Consider the following 18,070-nt stretch of genomic DNA (forward strand, 5'->3'; position numbering starts at 1 on the left):
GGCTGTCACGGCATGACTGCCAAGCCCTTGAAACCGGATGGAGGCGAGTAGGTATGCACCGCAGAAGCGGTTTGACGGTCGTTTGGCGCTTGTCATAAACTGGGTCGGTTGTCAGATGACCAACCCTATGTTGATCAGCCTAGAGGTATCGAACTTGTTCAGGATGATAATCCGCGCGCTCTTTTTCAGCCGCTCGGCAAAACGTCATGACAGCCCGTGGTCCAGTGACACCGTCACTCCGCTTCCGCAACGTCGTCGCCGGTCGCAACCGTCATCGCCCGTTGCGGCTCCTCAGCGGGCTACCAAGGCCGCCCCAGCGCCACGCCACACGCACGAGACCACGCTGACAGGTAAGTGCTACGTGGTTGATGGAGATACCATTCGAATTGGAGAGGTGAGTATCCGCTTGGCGGGCATCGACGCGCCGGAGCTTGAGCATCCGTGGGGCAACAAGGCGAAATGGGAGTTGGTCAATCTCTGCAAGGGGCAAATCATCACCGCCCAGATCGAGCCGGAGCTGTCGTATGATCGCCTGGTTGCAACCTGCTTTCTCCCGGATGGGAGAGATTTGAGCGCGGAGATGGTTCGAAGGGGAATGGCGCTCGACTGGCCCAAGTTCTCTGGCGGGAAGTATGCCCACCTGGAACCTGAAGGCGTTCGTAAGAAACACTGGAAAGCGGCTGCCCGACAACGCGGACATATGAACGTTTTTCATAAGTGATTGAGTGCTTGCACACGGAAAAAAACGGAAACTTCAGGCGCATGTCTGCGCACTGACCGAAAAATTCTCTAAGCTATTGATTTTAAATGGAGGCGAGTAGGAGAATCGAACTCCTGTACACGGATTTGCAATCCGCTGCGTAACCACTCCGCCAACTCGCCTTTCGTGGTGCGTGTCGATACCGCATCGCGCAGGGCTGTGCAAGCGGGTCAAGCGGGCATTTGCGGCGGGTGCGAGCCGGTCCCGGCCCGCCGCAAATATCAGCGTCTCGTCTATTCCGCCGCCTCTGCGTAGTCCTCGAGCGGCGGGCAGGTGCAGACAAGGTGGCGGTCGCCATAGACGTTGTCCACGCGGTTCACGGGGGGCCAGTATTTGTCCACCCGGAACGCCCCCGGCGGGAAACAGCCCTGTTCGCGGCTATAGGGGCGGTCCCAGTCGCGCACGAGATCCTCCATCGTATGCGGCGCGTTTTTGAGCGGGTTGTTCTCCGGGTCGATCCGACCCTCCTCGATGGCGCGGATTTCTTCGCGGATGGCCAGCATCGCGTCGCAAAAACGGTCCAGTTCGGCGCGCGTCTCGCTCTCGGTGGGCTCCACCATCAGCGTGCCGGCCACCGGCCAGCTCATCGTCGGCGCGTGAAAGCCGCAATCGATCAGGCGCTTGGCGATATCGTCGACGGTGACGCCCGCGCTCTCGGCAAAGGGGCGCACGTCCAGGATGCATTCATGCGCCACACGGCCATTGCGGCCCTTGTAGAGCACGTCATAAGCCCCCTCCAGCCGTTTCGCGATGTAATTGGCATTGAGGATCGCCACCTTCGTGGCCTGCGTCAGCCCCGCGCCGCCCATCATCAGGCAATAGGCCCAGGAAATCGGCAGAAGCGAGGGCGAGCCATAGGGCGCGGCGCTGACCGGCCCCTCCTGCCCGCTGGTTTCGGGATGACCGGGCAGATGCGGCACGAGGTGTTCCTTGACACCGATGGGTCCCATGCCCGGACCGCCGCCGCCATGCGGGATGCAGAACGTCTTGTGCAGATTGAGGTGGCTCACATCGCCGCCCAGATCGCCGGGGCGCGACAGACCCACCATGGCGTTCATGTTGGCCCCGTCGATATAGACCTGCCCGCCATGGCTATGGGTGATCTCGCAGAGATCGCGCACCGTCTCCTCGAACACGCCATGGGTAGAGGGATAGGTAATCATGCACCCGGCAAGGTTGTCCGAGTGTTTCTCGGCCTTGGCGCGGAAATCCTCCACGTCGATATCGCCATTCTCGGCGGATTTGACCACCACCACATCCCAGCCCACCATCTGCGCGCTCGCGGGGTTGGTGCCATGGGCGCTGACCGGGATCAGGCAGACCTTGCGATGGCCCTGACCTTGCGCGCGATGATACGCGGCGATGGTCAGAAGGCCCGCATATTCGCCCTGCGCGCCGGAATTGGGCTGCATGGAAATCGCGGCATAGCCGGTGATATCACAAAGCTTGGCGCTCAGATCGTCGATCATCTCCTTGTAACCGATCGCCTGATCGGCGGGGGCGAAGGGGTGCAGGAGCGAGAATTCCCGCCAGCTGACCGGCATCATCTCGGCGGCGGAATTGAGCTTCATCGTGCAACTTCCCAGCGGGATCATCGCGCGGTCGAGCGCCAGATCGCGATCCGCCAGACGGCGCATGTAGCGCATCATCTCGGTCTCGGCCCGGTTCATGTGAAAGATCGGATGGGTGAGGTAATCGCTGTCGCGCGCCAGCGCCTCGGGCAGGCGGTATTCGGCGCGGAAATCGCTGTCCTCCATGACGATGCCAAAGGCACGCCAGACCGCCTCGACGGTCTTGGTGCGGGTGCGCTCGTCAAGCGTGATACCGATCTTCGTCTCGTCCACCCGGCGCAGGTTCACACCCTCGCGCACCGCCGATTGCAGCACGCCGCGCTGCAACAGGCCCACATCCACCGTGATCGTGTCGAAAAACGCCTTCGGCTCCACCTTGAACCCCGCCGCTTCCAGCCCCTTGGCCAGCCGCACGGTCTTGCGGTGGATGCGTTGCGCGATGGCCTTGAGGCCCTCGGGGCCGTGAAACACCGCATACATCGAGGCCATGACCGCCAGAAGCGCCTGCGCGGTGCACACGTTCGAGGTGGCCTTCTCGCGGCGGATATGCTGCTCGCGGGTCTGCAGGGACAGGCGATAGGCGCGGTTGCCGTGGCTGTCGATGGAGACACCGACGATCCGCCCCGGCATGGCACGCTTCATGGCGTCGCGGCAGGCCATATAGGCCGCGTGCGGCCCGCCATAGCCCACCGGCACGCCAAAGCGCTGCGTGCTGCCCACGGCAATATCCGCGCCCATGGCGCCCGGCTCTTTCAGCAGCGTCAGCGCCAGCGGGTCGGCGATCACGATGCCGATCGCACCCGCCTCATGCAGCGCCGCGATCTCACCCGAGAAATCGCGCAGATGGCCATGCGTGCCCGGATACTGGAAAATCGCGCCAAAGACCTTCTCGGCCTCCAGCGCCTCGGGCGCGCCCACGATCACCTCTATCCCCAGCGGCGCGGCGCGGGTCTGCATGACGGCGATATTCTGCGGGTGGCAGTTCTCATCGACAAAGAACGCCCGCGCCTTGGACTTGGCCACGCGCTGCGCCATGGTCATCGCCTCGGCCGCCGCCGTCGCCTCATCCAGAAGCGAGGCATTGGCAATTTCCAGCCCCGTGAGATCGCTCACCATGGTCTGGAAATTCAGCAGCGCCTCCAGCCGGCCCTGGCTGATTTCCGGCTGATAGGGGGTATAGGCGGTATACCAGGCGGGGTTTTCCAGGATATTGCGCTGGATCGCGGGCGGTGTGACCGTGCCGTGATAGCCTTGCCCGATGAGCGAGGTCAGCACCTGATTTTTCGACGCCACGATCCGCATGTGGTGCAAAAGCTCGCTTTCGGATTTGGCCTTGCCGAAATCGAGCGGTGCCGCCTGCCGGATGGATTTCGGCACCGTCTCGTCGATGAGCGCATCGAGGCTGCCCACCCCCAGCACGTTGAGCATCCCCGCCATTTCCTTGGGCGAGGGGCCGATATGGCGGCGGTTGGCGAAATCATAGGGCAGGTAATCGGTGGGCTTGAAGGGCATCGCACTCTCCATAACGCATAGGTCCCGAGACGCGCGGCGCGCCTCGCTTCATCTTGCCGAAAATATCCCCGCCGGAGGCACCCCCCGGCGGGAAACGCGCCTAACCGATGAGGGCCTTGTAGGCCGCCTCGTCGAGGTATTCATCCATCTGGCTCAGGTCTTCGGGCTTGATCTTGAAGAACCAGGCATCGCCCATCGGATCGTCGTTGACCTTGCCCGGCTCGTCGGCCAGCATCTCGTTCACTTCGACGATCTCGCCATCAATGGGCGCGAGGATGTCAGAGGCGGCCTTGACGCTTTCGATCACCACGACCTCGTCATCCTTGGTGACGGCCTTGCCCACCTCGGGCAGGTCGACAAAGACCACATCGCCCAGTTGCTCGGCGGCGTGTTCGGTGATGCCGACGACGACAAGATCGCCCTCGACGCGCAGCCATTCGTGTTCTTCGGTGAATTTCATCGCTGTGGGCTCCCTTGTGATCAGCGTTTGAAACGGGCGGGGGTGAAGGGCAGCGCGGTGACCGTAGCGGCCAGTCGCTTGCCGCGCACTTCTCCATATAAGGTGGTGCCGGGGGCGGCGAGGGCGCGGGGCACGTAGCCCATCGACATCGGCCCCTCGATGGTCGGGCCAAAGCCGCCCGAGGTGACGTGGCCCACGGCTTCGCCCCCCTCGGGCGCGGCAAAGAGACCTGTGCCCTCGCGCATCGGCGCGCGGCCTTCGGGGCGCAGGCCGACACGGGCGCGCGACGCGCCTTGGGCCAGTTCGGGCAATATCCTGTCCGCCCCCGGAAAACCGCCCGCCCGCGCGCCGCCCGCGCGGCGCACTTTCTGGATCGCCCAGTTGAGGCTCGCCTCGACCGGCGTTGTCGTGGTGTCGATGTCATGCCCATAAAGGCAAAGCCCCGCCTCGAGCCGCAGGCTGTCGCGCGCGCCAAGGCCGATGGGTTCCACATCCTCATGCGCCAGCAGCGCGCGGGCCAGCGCCTCGGCCTGCCCGTCATTCACCGAAATCTCATAGCCGTCCTCGCCGGTATAGCCCGAGCGCGAGACCCATAGCTCGCCGAACATCGAATCGAAAACGCCGACATCCATGAAGCGCATCGCCGCCACCTCGGGCACCAGCGCCGCCAGCACAGCCTCGGCGGCGGGGCCTTGCAGCGCCAAGAGCGCGCGGTCGGTGATCTCCTCGACCTCCACACCGCTCAGCCCGGCCCGCATATGGGCGATGTCATCCGCCTTGCACGCGGCGTTCACGACGACGAACATGTGATCGCTCCGGTTAGCGATCATCAGGTCGTCAAGGATACCGCCCGCCTCATTGGTGAAAACGCCGTAACGCTGCCGCCCCTCACCAAGACCCAGCAGGTCGACCGGCACGAGGCGCTCCATCGCGGCGGCCGCCCCGGCATATCCCCCCGGCGCGCGCAGGATCACCTGCCCCATATGGCTTACATCGAACAGCCCCGCGCGTGCGCGGCAATGCAGATGTTCCTTCATCACGCCCATGGGATATTGCACCGGCATGTCATAGCCCGCGAACGGGACCATCTTTGCCCCAAGCTCTCGGTGCAGCGCGCTGAGCGGTGTCGTGTGCAGATCGGCCAACGGGTCTTCCCTCATCTGATGGGCCGGACCGCTATGAAGGTCGCACCGGCACCGATTATACGCAATGCCAAAATGGCCCGCGCCACGATGCCCCCTCTGTCCTTTGGCCTGAGATCGCTATCCCGTCGGCGCCCCGCAAAGGGGTCTCTCCAGAGTGTCGAAATCGGGCAGGTCCCTGCGCCTGAGAGTTTCCGGGGCGGTTGCTCCTTCGGCACCGGCGCGAGGCCGGTTCTCCCTGTCCGATTACGGTGGACGCTAGTATACTGCGCGCGCCCGATCAAGCCCGTTTGAGGCAGGGCGGCGCGGAAAAAATGTCGATGAGTGCGTCGTTCTCGCAGACCAGCGCATCGAGGGTCACCGTGTCGAGCCGCGCATAAAACGCCTCGACCGCATCGGTGAGCGCCGCGCGCAACCGGCAGGCGGATTTGAGCGGACAGGTATTGTCCATATCGGCAAAGCACTCGGCCACCGGCACGTTGTCCTCAAGCTGGCGAAACACGTCGCCCACGCGAATCTCGGCCATGGGGCGGCCCAGTGTCACCCCGCCGGTGCGCCCGCGCTGCGTGCGCAGAAAGCCCAATTGCCCGAGGCGGTTGATGATCTGCGCCAGATGGCTCTCGGAGGTATTGCAGCGCTCGGCGATCTCGGCCTTGGTCACCAGACGTTCGGGATTGACCGCGCAGAACATCAGCAGCCGGATGGCGATATTGGTTCTCTTGGTGATCCGCATGGGGCACACTCTCCCTTGAAACTGCCCCATTATGCACCGACCGTGCAAACGGGCCTTGATACACGTCAAGCGAGGACGAAAAACCTTGGTTCGGGATACATATTTCTTCGGCTATGGCAGTCTGGTGAACCGGGCCACGCATGATTTCGCGGGGGCGGTGCCCGCACACCTGCGCGGCTGGCGGCGCGTCTGGCGGCATACCACACTGCGCCCTGTCGCCTATCTGACGGTGGTGCCGGACGAGACGGCCGAGATCGACGGGCTGATCGCGCCGGTGGCGCGGGCGCACTGGCCCGCGCTCGATGCGCGCGAAGCGGCCTATATCCGCGCGCCCGCCGCCCATCAGGTGCGCCATGCCCTGCCCCACCGCCCCGAGATCGCGGTCTACACCATCCCCGAAGGACATCACGGCGCGCCAGGCAAGGCGCATCCGATCCTGCTGAGCTATATCGACGTGGTCGTGCAGGGCTATCTGCGTGAATTCGGCGAGGATGGCGTCACACGCTTTTTCACCACCACCCATGGCTGGGACGCGCCCATTCTCGACGACCGCGCCGCGCCGCGCTATCCGCGCCATCAGCCGGTGACGGCAAGGGAACGCGCGATCACCGACGATCACCTCTGGCGGGTCGGGGCCTTGGGCAGTCCCGCGCAGGACTGAGGCCCGCGCGCGACACGGACCGGCCAAGCCCGGGAAAATTCGCGAATTTTCTCGGGGCGGCGTTGTTTCTGCGAAAAACGCCTTTCGCCAGCCCCTATGAAAGTATCCATCGCCGCATCGTCCGGGCTTGCGTGCGGCCACGTCGCGCGCAACTCTGGCATTGTCACCGCAAAGGCATGGTCATCAATGAAATCCCTGTTTCTCTCCTCTCCGGCGATGATCCTGCAGCGCCTCAGCCACAAGCTGTGGCTGCGGGTGACGCTTTTTGCGCTTTTGTCTGTGGGCACGGCCGCGATTGCCATCCTGGCCGAAGACATGATCCCCGCCACGCTCCGGCGCAGCTTTTCGCCCGATACAGTGCTGCCGATCCTGACCATCCTCGCCTCGGGGATGCTCGCCGTCAGCACCTTCTCGCTGAACGTCATGGTGACGGCGCATAACGCCGCCGCGGGACAGACGACGCCGCGCGTACATGGCCTTCTGCTGGCCGATACGACCACGCAAACCGTGCTGGCCACCTTTATCGGCGCTTTCGTCTACGCGCTCGCGGCCATCATCCTGTTCAAGGCCGGGTTTTATCCCGAGGGGGCGAGCGTGATCGTGCTGGGCGTGACGGTGGCGGTGGTGGTGCTGGTGATCCTGGCGCTGCTGCGCTGGATCGATCACCTGAGCGATCTGGGTAGCATGGACGCGACGCTGGCCACCATCGAGGCGGCGACACGGCCCTGCCTCATGCGCACGCGCCAACTACCCGCGCTCGGGGCGCAGGAACTCAGCCGTGACATGGTGCTGCCCGCCGACGCGCGCGCCATCCCCGCGCCCGCCACGGGCCATGTGCAGTTCATCGACATGCCGGGCCTTTCGACGCTTTGCACCGGCGCGCAGGCGCGGCTTTATCTCTACGCCCGCCCCGGCGATTACGTGATCGAGGGCGAGGCGATCGGCCATGCGGCGGGGCTTGATGACGCCACGCTTGCGACCATCGGGACGCACCTCACCATCGGCGCGCATCGCACGTTCGAGCAGGATGCGGGCTATGGTCTCATGGTGCTGTCGGAAACCGCCGCGCGCGCTCTCTCGCCGGGGATCAACGATCCCGGCACGGCCATCGCCGTGATCTGTCGGCTGGAAAAGCTGCTGCTCGACTGGGCGCGCGCGCGCCCCGAGACCGACGCACGGCTTTTCGAGGGGCTGTTCCTGCCCGACACCTCGCGCACGGCCTTGATCGAGGCTGCCTTTGCCCAGACCGCGCGCGACGGGGCGGGGCAGGTCGAGGTGGCCGAGCGGCTGCGCGCGGCACTCCTGCGGCTCTCGGAGGCCCCCGACCCCGCGCTGGCCGAGGCGGCACGCGCCATGGCCGCCCGCGCGCTCGATCACGCCGACGCCACGCTGGCACTGGAAAGCGAGCGCGCGCGCCTGCGCGCCACCGGCGACGGGATCAGTTTTTTGCCCTGATCACCTGCAAGAGCGGCAGAACCCGCGCCATGTCCGGCCCGTGCGCCTGCCCGGTCAGCGCCTTGCGGAGCGGCATGAACAATCCCTTGCCCTTGCGCCCCGTGGCCTCCTTGACAGCCGCGGTCCACTTGCCCCAGGTCTCATTGTCATGCGGCCCCTCGGGCAAGAGCGCCATCGCCTCAGCGATAAAGGCCTGATCCTCGGCGTCGATCACCGGCTCCGCTCCGTCCCGGAAAAGCGTCCACCAGCGCTCGAGATCGTGCAGCGTGGTGATGTTCTCGCGCGTCACCTCCCAGAATTGCCGCGCCAGATCCTCGGGCACGCCAATGGCCGCGATTGTATCGGCGACCGCTTCATAGGGCTTTGCGGCCAATACATGCGCGGTGAGCGGGAAAAGATCGGCCTCGTCGAACTTGGTCGGCGCCGCGCCGAAACGCTCGATATCGAAACCCTCGATCAGGTCTGCCATCTCGCTGCGCAACTCCACCGGATCGCTCGATCCAAGCCGCGCCATCAGCGACAAAAGCGCCATCGGCTCCACCCCGCGCGCGCGCAGGTCGCGCAACGACAGCGTGCCGAGACGTTTCGACAGCGCCTCGCCCTGCGGCCCGGTCAGGAGCGAGTGATGCGCGAAACGCGGGACCGTGCCGCCCAGGGCCTCGATGATCTGGATCTGCGTCGCGGTGTTGGTCACATGATCCGCGCCGCGCACGATGTCGGTCACGCCCATCTCGATATCATCCACCACCGAGGCGAAAGTATAGAGCACCTGCCCGTCCGCGCGGATGAGCACCGGGTCCGACACGCTCGCCGCGTCGATGGAGATCGGGCCGAGGATACCGTCGGGCCACTCGATCCTCTGCTGATCGAGCAAAAAACGCCAGACGCCCGCGCCGCGCTCGGCGCGCAGGCGCGCGCCCTCTTCCGGCGTTAGCGCCAGGGCAGCGCGGTCATAGACCGGGGGCCGCCCCATGTTGAGCTGTTTCTTGCGCTTGAGATCAAGCTCTGTCGGCGTCTCGAACGCCTCGTAGAGCCGCCCCATGCCGCGCAGCCGGTCAGCCGCCCCGGCATAGCGGTCGAGCCGCTGCGATTGCCGCTCCACACGGTCCCAATGCAGGCCGAGCCACTCCAGATCCTGCTTGATCGCATCGACATATTCCTCTTTCGAGCGCTCCGGGTCGGTGTCGTCGATGCGCAGGATGAAGGTTCCCCCGGCCCTGGCCGCGATGAGATAGTTCATCAGCGCGGTGCGCAGATTGCCGACATGGATATAGCCGGTGGGCGACGGGGCAAAGCGGGTGGTGGTCATGGGCGTCTCCTGACAATGGCCGGGGCTTTGTCACAGGTATGGACGATTGTCCAGAATGGCCCGGCTCAGGGCCAGCGGCGGTGCAGATCGTCTATGACATAGCCATGTGCATGGGGTCCCTGCCCATGGGTGCGCAGATGCGGATGGTCGCGCGGCAATTCAGGGTGGTCGTGCAAGGGCGCACGCGCCTGATCGCCGGGCCAGAGCCGCAGCGCCAGCATGAGGCCCAGCGCCGCCACAAGCCCCGCCATCACCAGCGCCGGCCCCATCCCCAGCCAGCGCCCCGCCACGCCCGCCAGCGGATAGGTCACAAGCCAGCAGGCATGGCTGAGGGCGAATTGCGCGGCGAAAAGCGCGGGGCGGTCCTGCGGGTGGGCCGAACGCCGCAGCAGGCGCCCCGAAGGCGTGAGAACCGCCGCATAGGCCAGCCCGATAAGCGCCCAGAGCGCGAGAAACGCCGCCCATGCCGGGGCCTGCCCTGCCCAGATCGCCGCGCCGGTGCCCAGCGCCAGGACCACCAGCGCCCCGGCCCCTGCCAGCATCACCGGCCGGTCGCTCAACCTTTCCAGAACGCGCGGCAGCATGAGCGCCGCCGCCATCGAACCCGCGCCAAAGGCCGCCATCGCCAGTGCCAGCGCGCTTTCGTCCCCGCCATGATCCACCCGCACCAGCACCACGGTGTTCACCAGCACGAAGGCCCCCACCGCCGAGGCTGCGAGGTTAAGTGAGAGAAGCCCCCGCAGGCGCGGCGTGGCGAGGTAAATGCGCGCGCCGCGCGTAAGCCGCTCGCGAAAGGGCCGCGCGGCGCCGCCCGCAACCGGCGGCACCGTCGCGCGCCAGACCAGCCAGCCAGAGGCCACGAACCCCGCCACCGTTCCCAGAAACAGCCAGTGATAGCTCAGCACCAGAAGCAGCACACCCGCCAGTGCGGGGCTTGCGAGGTTCTCGAGGTCATAGGCCAGCCTTGAGAGCGACAGCGCGCGGGTATACGCGCGCTCATCGGTCAGGATGTCGGGGATCACCGCCTGAAACGCCGGGGTGAAGGTGGCCGAAGCAGCCTGAAGCACGAAGATGAGCGCATAGACCTGCCACAGATCGGTGACGAAGGGCAGGCAAAGCGCCACGCCCGCGCGGATCAGGTCAGCCCCGATCAGCACCGCCTTGCGCGGCAGGCGCTGCACCATGGCCTGCGCCACCGGCGACAGACCGACATAGGCCACCATCTTGACCGTGTAGGCCGTGCCCAGCACCATCCCCGCCGCCGCCCCCGCCAGATCATAGGCCAGCAGGCCGAGGCCGACGGTCAACAGCCCCGTGCCGAGAAGCGCCACGACCTGCGCGGCGAAGAGGCGGGCGAAATCGCGGTGTTTGAGGATGCCGAGCATGGCCGCAGACTACGCCTGTCCCGCGCCGCCGCAAGCCCGATCAACTTCGCGTGAGCGTCACCGCGCCGTGCCCGATCCGCGCTACCCTCTTGTCGAAAGCCGCGTGGGCGCTACTGTCCACGCGTCGCGTCAGAGACAGGGAGCCTTCGATGACCAAAAGACAGATCACCCGCCGCGGCCTCATGGCCGCAACCGCCGCCCTACCGTTTGCCGCCTCCCTTGCCGGCACCTCTGCACGCGCGGCGGCCCCGATGATGGGCCCCGCCAGCACCCGCTTCAACCGCGTCACGCTGGGCGCGTTCGAGGTGACGACGCTTCTGGCCGCCACCGCCCCGCGCCCCGATCCGCAGACGATCTTCGGCCTCAACGTCAGTGCCGAGGAATTCAACGCGGTCTCTGCCGCCGCCAACCTGCCCACCGATCAGGCGCAGTTCTTCTTTACCCCCACGGTGGTCAATACCGGGGCGGAGCTTGTGCTCTTTGACACCGGCCTCAATCCCGATGGCATCGTGAGTGCGCTCAATGAGGCCGGATATACCCCGGATCAGGTCGACGTGGTGGTGATCACCCATATGCATGGCGACCATATCGGCGGGTTGATGCGCGACGGCGCGCCGACCTTTGCCAATGCCCGCTATGTCACCGCCAGCACCGAGTTCGACCATTGGGCCGGGGCGGGCAACGAGCGGTTCGACGCCAACATGCGCCCGCTGGCCGAGAAGACCGCCATGACCGCCGATGGCGCAAGCGTCGCCTCCGGCATCACCGCCATGGCGGCCCATGGCCACACCCCCGGCCACACCGCCTACATGCTCGAAAGCGAGGGCAAATCGCTGCTGCTCGCGGCGGATTTCGCCAATCACTATGTCTGGTCGCTGGCCCATCCCGACTGGGAGGTGCGCTTTGACATGGACAAGGAAGCCGCCGCCGCCACGCGCCGCCGCCTTCTGGGGATGCTTTCGGCCGACCGTATCCCCTTTGTCGGCTATCACATGCCCTGGCCCGGCTTGGGCTATGTCGAGACGGCGGGCGACGGATTCCGCTACGTGCCCGCCAGCTATCAGCTCATGCTCTGAGCACCGCGCAGGGGGCCGGATTTACAATCCCGGCCCCCTGCCCCATATGGCGCGCATGGATACTCGCCCGCCCTCCCTTGCCGATTTCGAGCGCCTCGCGCTCGACGCCATCGACGCGCTGCCGCCGGCCTTTCGCAAGCCCGCCTCCGACGTGGTCCTGCTGATCGAGGACTGGCCGCCCGCGCATATCCTGGCCGAGATGGAGATCGACGATCCCCTTGAGCTGACCGGGCTTTACGAGGGCATTCCGCTCACCGAGAAATCGCAGTTCGATCAGCCGCTCGGGCCCGATACCGTGTGGCTCTTCCGGGAGCCGATCCTGGATGAATGGCGCGACCGGGGCGACATCCCGCTCGAAGAGCTGATCGCGCATGTGGTGGTGCACGAGTTTGCCCACCATTTCGGCTGGTCCGATGACGATATTGCCGCCATCGACGAGTGGTGGGAATAGCGCGCTCAGAGCGTGGCGCGCATGAGGTGCAGCGACAGCGCCGCAATCAGGAGCCCTGCGCCGATTTCCAGCGCGGTCAGGGCACGCGCAAGACCCCGTCCCTCGGTCGTCGTCAGCCGCGCCAGCGCGCCCTCGCGCAGCGTGACCGAGGCGAGCGCCACGGCGAGGGTCACACTTGCCGTGCCAAGGCCCATGGCAAAGGTCCCGAGGATGCCCGCCATCTCGATCCCCATGCGCCATGTGAGGATCAACAGGAAAAGCGCCCCGGTGCAGGGCCGTATCGCCACCGCACCGATGAGCATGACCGCATCGCGCCAGCCGTGCACACGCGCGGCCTGCTCCGGGGTCGGGCCGTGGCTGTGGCCGCAACCGGTGCAGGCATGGTCATGATCGTGGCCCGGGGCACGGAGCGCGCGCGCCCGGTTCCAGCGCAGCCCCCCGCGCAACGCCAGCCACAGCCCCACCAGCGCCACAGCGCCATAGCTTACCGGGGCCAGAAGCCCCTCCGCCACACCGGTCATCTGCTGGCGTGTGAGGTCGAACAGGAACACCCCCGCATAAACCAGCGCCACGGCACTGGCCGCCTGCGCAAGGCTTGACGCCAGCGCCAGCGCCGAGAGCCGCGCCGCCCCCACCCGCGCCGCCATGCCGTAGCCGCCGATCAGGATCTTGCCATGTCCCGGCCCTGCCGCGTGAAAGAAGCCGTAGGCGAAACAGAGGCTCAGAAGCCCCACCATCGCCCCCGGCTCGCCCGCGCGCAAGGCGCGCAGGAGGCGCGCCATGGCCTGTTGCGTCTCGGCCTGACCCGCGCGCGCCCAGGCGGCAAGGTCATCCGCGCCGCCCATCCCCCATAGCCAGACCGCCAGCCCCAGAACCGCCAGCGCCCCAATGCTCAGGAGCGCGCGCGGCACGAGATCACCATCGTGTCGGAAAAGAGATTGCCCACCTCGACGCCGGTATATTGCTCCTCGGCGCTCAGTTGCGCGAGCATGTCGCGGAACGCGCGCTGACTTTCGTCAAGGTCCGGCTCGCGGATCGCATAGGCGCAGCCCGACGGCAATGTGACCGGTCCGGCAAGCGTGTAATCAACGTAATAGGTCGGATCATACGGCTCGACCCGCAAGCCCTCGGCGGGGACGGGGCCGAAGCTGCGCACATGGGTGGCAATGATCCGGCCTTCTTCAAGCCGCACCCCGGTCGGTGTCGGGTGGTCCAGCGCGATTTTCTCCTCGCCCGCATGGAGGTAAAGATCGCCCTCGAACCCCTCGGGCCATTCCACAAGGTCGAACCCCTTGAGCCGCGCCAGTTCCTCCTCGGTCAGCACCCCGTCGCCATCGGGATCAAGCCCCATATCGGTCAGGATCAACAGCGAGAAGAAATCGTCATAGCTCCACGTCACCTCGACGCCGGTCAGATTGCCCGCGCCGTCATCCTGAAAGCGCAGAGCGACATCGACGAATACATGCGGATGCGCCCCGGCCTGAGACACGGGCAGCACGGCGATGAGGGCGGCGAGGGCGATGTTTTTCATGCGCCCAGAGATAGGCCACCCCGGATCGCCCCGCAAGCGCGCCCCGCAGGCTCGGCAAGGATCGGCCCAGTTCAGAGCGCGAGATCGTCGCGGTGGATGAGCGGGCCGCGGGAGGCATAGCCGAGCGCGGCCTCGATCTGGTCCGAGCGCAGACGCGCGATGCGCCGGGCATCCTCGGCGTCGTAACGGGTCAGGCCCTGGCCCAGAACGCGCCCGCCCTCCTCGGCAACCTCCACCGGGTCGCCCCGCCCGAAGGTCCCCGAAACCGCGCTCACCCCGGCCGACAGAAGGCTGCTACCCTTGGCCAGCGCGCGCGCGGCCCCGGCATCGACGGTCACGCGGCCGCGTGGCTTCATCGCCGCGATCCAGGCCTTGCGCTTTTGCTGCGGGTCGCCCTGCGCCGCGAACCACGTCGCCCGCGCCCCCTCGATGAGCGCGCGCACCGGGTGGAGCCGGTCGCCGCGCGTGATCGCCATGGCACAGCCCCCCGCCGTGGCGGTGCGCGCGGCCATCACCTTGGTCTTCATCCCGCCCTTGGAGAGGCCCGAGCCGGCATCGCCCGCCATCGCCTCGATCTCGGGCGTGATTTCGGCAACTTCGGCGAGGTGGTGCGCACCCGGATCAATCTGCGGATTGGCGGTGTAAAGGCCATCCACATCCGACAGAAGAATGAGCACATCCGCCCCCGCCGTCACCGCGACCTGTGCCGCCAGACGGTCATTGTCGCCATAGCGGATCTCGTCCGTGGCCACGGTGTCGTTCTCGTTGACGATGGGCACGGCCCCAAGGCGCAGAAGCTGCTCCATCGTGGCGCGGGAATTGAGATAGCGGCGGCGGTCCTCGCTGTCCTCGAGTGTCACCAGCACCTGCGCGGCCTGCAACCCGTGACGCGCGAGTGCTGCCTCATAGGCCCCGGCAAGCTTGATCTGCCCCACGGCCGCCGCCGCCTGACTTTGTTCGAGCGAGAGCGCGGCGGCGGGCAGGCCGAGCACTCCGCGCCCGAGCGCGATCGAGCCCGACGACACAAGGATCACATCCGCGCCGCGCGCGCGCAAGCCAGCCACATCCTCGGCCAGCGAGGCGAGCCAAGGGGCGCGCAAGGCCCCGGTGGCGCGGTCCACCAGCAGGGCCGAGCCGATCTTGATCACAACGCGGCGCGCATCGCTCAGGGTTGCCACGGGGCTTCCTCCGGGGCGGTCCTTTCGCGCAGGCGGTTCGCGTCGATGCGCGCGCGCAAGGCGCGCAGCACTTGCGTAACGCCCTCGCCGGAAATCGCCGACATGAGCATCACCGGCCCGCCGCTCGCCGCCTGCAATTCGTCGCGCAGAAACGCGCGTTCCTCGTCGTCAAGCGTGTCGATCTTGCTCAGCACCGTGAGGCGCGGCTTGTCGGCCAGCCCCGCGCCATAGGCACCGATTTCCTCGATGATCGTGTGATAATCCGCCACCGGATCCCCCGAAGAGCCATCGACCAGATGCAAGAGCACCGCGCACCGCTCCACATGGCCCAGAAACAGATCGCCCAGGCCGCGCCCCTCGGACGCGCCCTCGATCAGGCCGGGAATATCGGCCACGACGAATTCCACATTGTCCACACCCACCACGCCCAGATTGGGATGCAGCGTGGTGAAGGGGTAATCGGCGATCTTGGGCCGCGCGTTCGAGGTGGCGGCAAGGAACGTGGACTTGCCGGCATTGGGCAGGCCCAGAAGGCCCACATCGGCGATGAGCTTGAGGCGCAGCCAGATCGTGCGCTCCACCCCCTCCTGACCGGGATTGGCGCGGCGCGGGGCCTGGTTGGTCGAGGTCTTGAAGCGCAGATTGCCCCAGCCGCCATTGCCGCCATGCGCCAGTTCGATGCGCTGGCCCACCTCGGTCATGTCGGCGATCACCGTCTCCTCGTCCTCGTCAAGGATCTCCGTGCCGACCGGCACCCGCAGCACGATATCGGAGCCGCTCGCCCCGGTCTTTTGCCGTCCCATGCCGGGGCGGCCGTTATCGGCAAAGAAATGCTGCTGATAGCGAAAGTCGATCAGCGTGTTGAGACCGTCCACGGCCTCGGCCCAGACCGAGCCGCCATTCCCGCCATCGCCGCCATCGGGGCCGCCGAACTCGATATATTTTTCACGGCGAAAGGCCACGCAGCCCGCGCCGCCCGCGCCCGAGCGGATATACACCTTGGCGAGGTCGAGGAATTTCATCGTCCGTCCTTCCGGCCCAAGGCCCTGCGCGGGGCCTCAGAGCATCTTGAGGGTATAGGTCCAGGTGGGCACGTTCGCGCCGCGCGCCACCGAATGGGTTTCGGCATCTCCAAGATACTGAAAGCCGCAATTCGTCAAGACCCGCGCCGAGGCCGGATTGTCCTGAAACACGCTGGCGAAGATGGTACGCGCCTGATGCGGGTTGGCAGCGATCAGCGCCTCGACCGCCGCCGAGGCCACGCCCGTGTTCCAGAACGCCGGGGCCACCCAATAGGCAATCTCGGACTGGCCCGCATCCACGCGGGTGAGGCTGATGAGGCCCATCAGTTCGGGCCCGCCGACCCTGGTGGCGTCGATGGCCCAGATATCCTCAAGCCGGGTCTCGGACTGCGCGCGCGCAATCAGTGCCTCGGCCGCGCCGGGCGGATAGGGGTGCGGAATGGTCGAGGTCGCACGCGCCACGCGGATATCGCCCGCGTTGAGCGCGATCAGTCCGGCATCCGACACGCGCAGCGGGCGCAGGTCAAACCGCTCGGTCTCGATCACCGGTTGCGCGATGATGGTCTCATACTTCATGCGCTCCTCCTTCGCATGACGGGGAACATCCCCCAAAATGGGGGCGGTCGCGGGCACCGCAAGCGCGGCGCTGTGGTCTCACACCGCAAAGTGACGCGGATTTGACCGTTCGGCGGCAAAACGAACGAGGGGACCGGCGCGCGCCGATCCCCTCATGTTTGTCAAAACCTTCGAGGTCGGCTTACTCTGCGGCCTCCGCCACTGGCAGGACCGAAATGAAGGTGCGGCCCTTGAGGCCCTTGCGGAACGTCACGGCACCTTCGGTCACGGCAAAGAGCGTGTGATCCTTGCCCTGACCCACGCCATCGCCCGGCCAGAACTTGTTGCCACGCTGACGCACGATGATGTTGCCGGGAATGACAGCCTCTCCGCCGTATTTCTTGACGCCAAGGCGCCGACCAGCCGAGTCGCGACCGTTGCGGGATGAGCCGCCTGCTTTCTTGTGTGCCATCTCGTCTCTCCTTAGCCCTGCGCGAGTTCTTTGGCCTGCTCGATCCAGCCCTCACGCTCGATCCGGCCCTTGAAATTCAGTTTCTCGTCGAAGGCCGCCACGTCCTCGGGCGTCCATGCGGCGATCTGCGCGAAGCTGGTCACGCCCGCCTCGTGCAGTTTTTTCTCGAGCGCGGGGCCGACGCCCGACAAACGCTTGAGATCGTCGCCACCGGCAGCGGCCTTGGCCGTCTCTGCCTTGGGGGCCTTCGCAGCCTTCGGCGCGGTCGTGGCCAGCGCCGACGCGCTCACGGACCCGGTGCCGATCGCGGCCTTGACGCCGGTTGCATCCGCGCCCGACGCCAGAATGTCGGTCACCCGCACAAGCGTCAGCTTCTGGCGGTGGCCACGGGTGCGCTGCGAGCCGTGCTTGCGGCGGCGCTTGACGAAGTTGATGACCTTCTCGCCCTTGATCTGGTCGATCACTTCGGCCTGCACGGCCGCGCCCGCGACCAGCGGCGCGCCGATGACAAGGCTCTCACCGCCCAGCATCAGAATCTCGTTGAACTGCACTTTCTCACCGGCATCGGCCGCAATGCGTTCCACCCGGAGCGTATCGCCGGACTGGACCTTGTATTGCTTGCCGCCGGTCTTGAGGACCGCAAACATGGGCATTTCCTTTCGCTTCCGCGTCCTGTGGTCCCCGCTTTCGCGGGTGTTTTCGGCCTCTGGGCCACCTCGGACAGCGCACCCATCCCGGGTGTCATTCAAAAACAATACCGGCAAGCCATCCCGCCGGATCACGGGCATATGCGCGAG

At 66.3% G+C, this 18,070-nt stretch carries 18 protein-coding genes, 1 tRNA gene and 1 riboswitch; of the genes, 5 read left to right on the forward strand and 14 right to left on the reverse strand.

All coding sequences use genetic code 11. The features are described from left to right. Nucleotides 1–115 precede the first annotated feature (115 nt). Nucleotides 116–721, forward strand: a complete 606-nt coding sequence (locus ABIE57_RS05655; RefSeq protein ID WP_354538037.1) for a thermonuclease family protein — start codon at nucleotides 116–118, stop codon at nucleotides 719–721. A gap of 87 nt (nucleotides 722–808) precedes the next feature. Here ABIE57_RS05655 and ABIE57_RS05660 read toward each other — a convergent pair. The 5 genes from ABIE57_RS05660 to ABIE57_RS05680 form a co-directional block, all read right to left on the reverse strand. Further along, nucleotides 809–882, reverse strand: a tRNA-Cys gene (locus tag ABIE57_RS05660). Nucleotides 883–993: 111 nt separating this feature from the next. Beyond that, a complete protein-coding gene (gene gcvP, locus ABIE57_RS05665) occupies nucleotides 994–3,843 on the reverse strand; it encodes an aminomethyl-transferring glycine dehydrogenase (protein WP_354538038.1) in 2,850 nt (949 codons plus the stop codon). Between the two features lie 100 nt (nucleotides 3,844–3,943). Continuing rightward, complete coding sequence (gene gcvH, locus ABIE57_RS05670) at nucleotides 3,944–4,303, reverse strand: glycine cleavage system protein GcvH (protein ID WP_354538039.1); 360 nt, start codon at nucleotides 4,301–4,303, stop codon at nucleotides 3,944–3,946. A 20-nt stretch (nucleotides 4,304–4,323) separates the two neighbouring features. After that, nucleotides 4,324–5,448 (reverse strand): glycine cleavage system aminomethyltransferase GcvT, encoded by a 1,125-nt coding sequence (gene gcvT / locus ABIE57_RS05675; protein WP_354538191.1) that lies wholly within the window; start codon nucleotides 5,446–5,448, stop codon nucleotides 4,324–4,326. A gap of 159 nt (nucleotides 5,449–5,607) precedes the next feature. Further along, nucleotides 5,608–5,695: riboswitch (glycine riboswitch) on the reverse strand. Between the two features lie 30 nt (nucleotides 5,696–5,725). Continuing rightward, entirely contained in the window at nucleotides 5,726–6,178 is a 453-nt protein-coding gene (locus ABIE57_RS05680) for an RrF2 family transcriptional regulator (protein ID WP_354538040.1), read from the reverse strand. Between the two features lie 85 nt (nucleotides 6,179–6,263). Here ABIE57_RS05680 and ABIE57_RS05685 point away from each other — a divergent pair, with 85 nt between their 5' ends. Together ABIE57_RS05685 and ABIE57_RS05690 are read left to right on the forward strand one after the other, a co-directional pair. Then, nucleotides 6,264–6,839 carry a gamma-glutamylcyclotransferase family protein gene (locus tag ABIE57_RS05685; RefSeq protein ID WP_454283691.1) on the forward strand — a complete coding sequence of 192 codons (576 nt, stop codon included), beginning with the start codon at nucleotides 6,264–6,266 and terminating at the stop codon, nucleotides 6,837–6,839. Nucleotides 6,840–7,055: 216 nt separating this feature from the next. Next, nucleotides 7,056–8,294, forward strand: a complete 1,239-nt coding sequence (locus ABIE57_RS05690) for a DUF2254 domain-containing protein (protein ID WP_354538042.1) — start codon at nucleotides 7,056–7,058, stop codon at nucleotides 8,292–8,294. Here ABIE57_RS05690 and gltX read toward each other — a convergent pair. Next, entirely contained in the window at nucleotides 8,278–9,603 is a 1,326-nt protein-coding gene (gltX, locus tag ABIE57_RS05695) for a glutamate--tRNA ligase (protein WP_354538043.1), read from the reverse strand. The genes ABIE57_RS05690 and gltX overlap by 17 nt on opposite strands. Nucleotides 9,604–9,668: 65 nt before the next feature. After that, nucleotides 9,669–10,988, reverse strand: coding sequence for an MFS transporter (locus ABIE57_RS05700; protein WP_354538044.1), 1,320 nt, complete (start codon nucleotides 10,986–10,988; stop codon nucleotides 9,669–9,671). A 149-nt stretch (nucleotides 10,989–11,137) separates the two neighbouring features. Between ABIE57_RS05700 and ABIE57_RS05705 the strand changes: the two genes are divergently transcribed. Together ABIE57_RS05705 and ABIE57_RS05710 are read left to right on the forward strand one after the other, a co-directional pair. After that, entirely contained in the window at nucleotides 11,138–12,064 is a 927-nt protein-coding gene (locus ABIE57_RS05705; protein WP_354538045.1) for an MBL fold metallo-hydrolase, read from the forward strand. A 55-nt stretch (nucleotides 12,065–12,119) separates the two neighbouring features. Further along, complete coding sequence (locus ABIE57_RS05710) at nucleotides 12,120–12,515, forward strand: metallopeptidase family protein (protein WP_354538046.1); 396 nt, start codon at nucleotides 12,120–12,122, stop codon at nucleotides 12,513–12,515. Between the two features lie 5 nt (nucleotides 12,516–12,520). Here ABIE57_RS05710 and ABIE57_RS05715 read toward each other — a convergent pair whose 3' ends face one another. The 7 genes from ABIE57_RS05715 to ABIE57_RS05745 all read right to left on the reverse strand — a co-directional run bounded on the left by ABIE57_RS05715 (nucleotide 12,521) and on the right by ABIE57_RS05745 (nucleotide 17,920). Then, entirely contained in the window at nucleotides 12,521–13,426 is a 906-nt protein-coding gene (locus ABIE57_RS05715; protein ID WP_354538047.1) for a nickel/cobalt transporter, read from the reverse strand. Further along, the gene (locus ABIE57_RS05720) at nucleotides 13,408–14,046 is read right to left on the reverse strand and encodes a DUF1007 family protein (protein ID WP_354538048.1); all 639 of its coding nucleotides are present in this window, start codon (nucleotides 14,044–14,046) and stop codon (nucleotides 13,408–13,410) included. Before ABIE57_RS05720 ends, ABIE57_RS05715 begins: the two co-directional genes overlap by 19 nt. Before the next feature lie 71 nt (nucleotides 14,047–14,117). Beyond that, nucleotides 14,118–15,224: a glutamate 5-kinase gene (gene proB, locus ABIE57_RS05725; protein WP_354538049.1), complete on the reverse strand. Its 1,107-nt coding sequence runs from the start codon at nucleotides 15,222–15,224 to the stop codon at nucleotides 14,118–14,120. Then, nucleotides 15,212–16,246 (reverse strand): GTPase ObgE, encoded by a 1,035-nt coding sequence (obgE, locus tag ABIE57_RS05730; protein WP_354538050.1) that lies wholly within the window; start codon nucleotides 16,244–16,246, stop codon nucleotides 15,212–15,214. Before obgE ends, proB begins: the two co-directional genes overlap by 13 nt. 36 nt (nucleotides 16,247–16,282) lie before the next feature. Then, nucleotides 16,283–16,822, reverse strand: coding sequence for a GNAT family N-acetyltransferase (locus tag ABIE57_RS05735; RefSeq protein WP_354538051.1), 540 nt, complete (start codon nucleotides 16,820–16,822; stop codon nucleotides 16,283–16,285). Between the two features lie 181 nt (nucleotides 16,823–17,003). Next, entirely contained in the window at nucleotides 17,004–17,273 is a 270-nt protein-coding gene (rpmA, locus tag ABIE57_RS05740) for a 50S ribosomal protein L27 (RefSeq protein WP_354538052.1), read from the reverse strand. Nucleotides 17,274–17,284: 11 nt separating this feature from the next. Next, nucleotides 17,285–17,920, reverse strand: coding sequence for a 50S ribosomal protein L21 (locus tag ABIE57_RS05745; protein ID WP_354538053.1), 636 nt, complete (start codon nucleotides 17,918–17,920; stop codon nucleotides 17,285–17,287). Between the last annotated feature and the right edge of the window lie 150 nt (nucleotides 17,921–18,070).

The sequence above is a fragment of the Roseovarius sp. MBR-6 genome (genome assembly GCF_040547525.1).
In the GTDB taxonomy this organism is placed as follows: Bacteria; Pseudomonadota; Alphaproteobacteria; order Rhodobacterales; family Rhodobacteraceae; genus Roseovarius.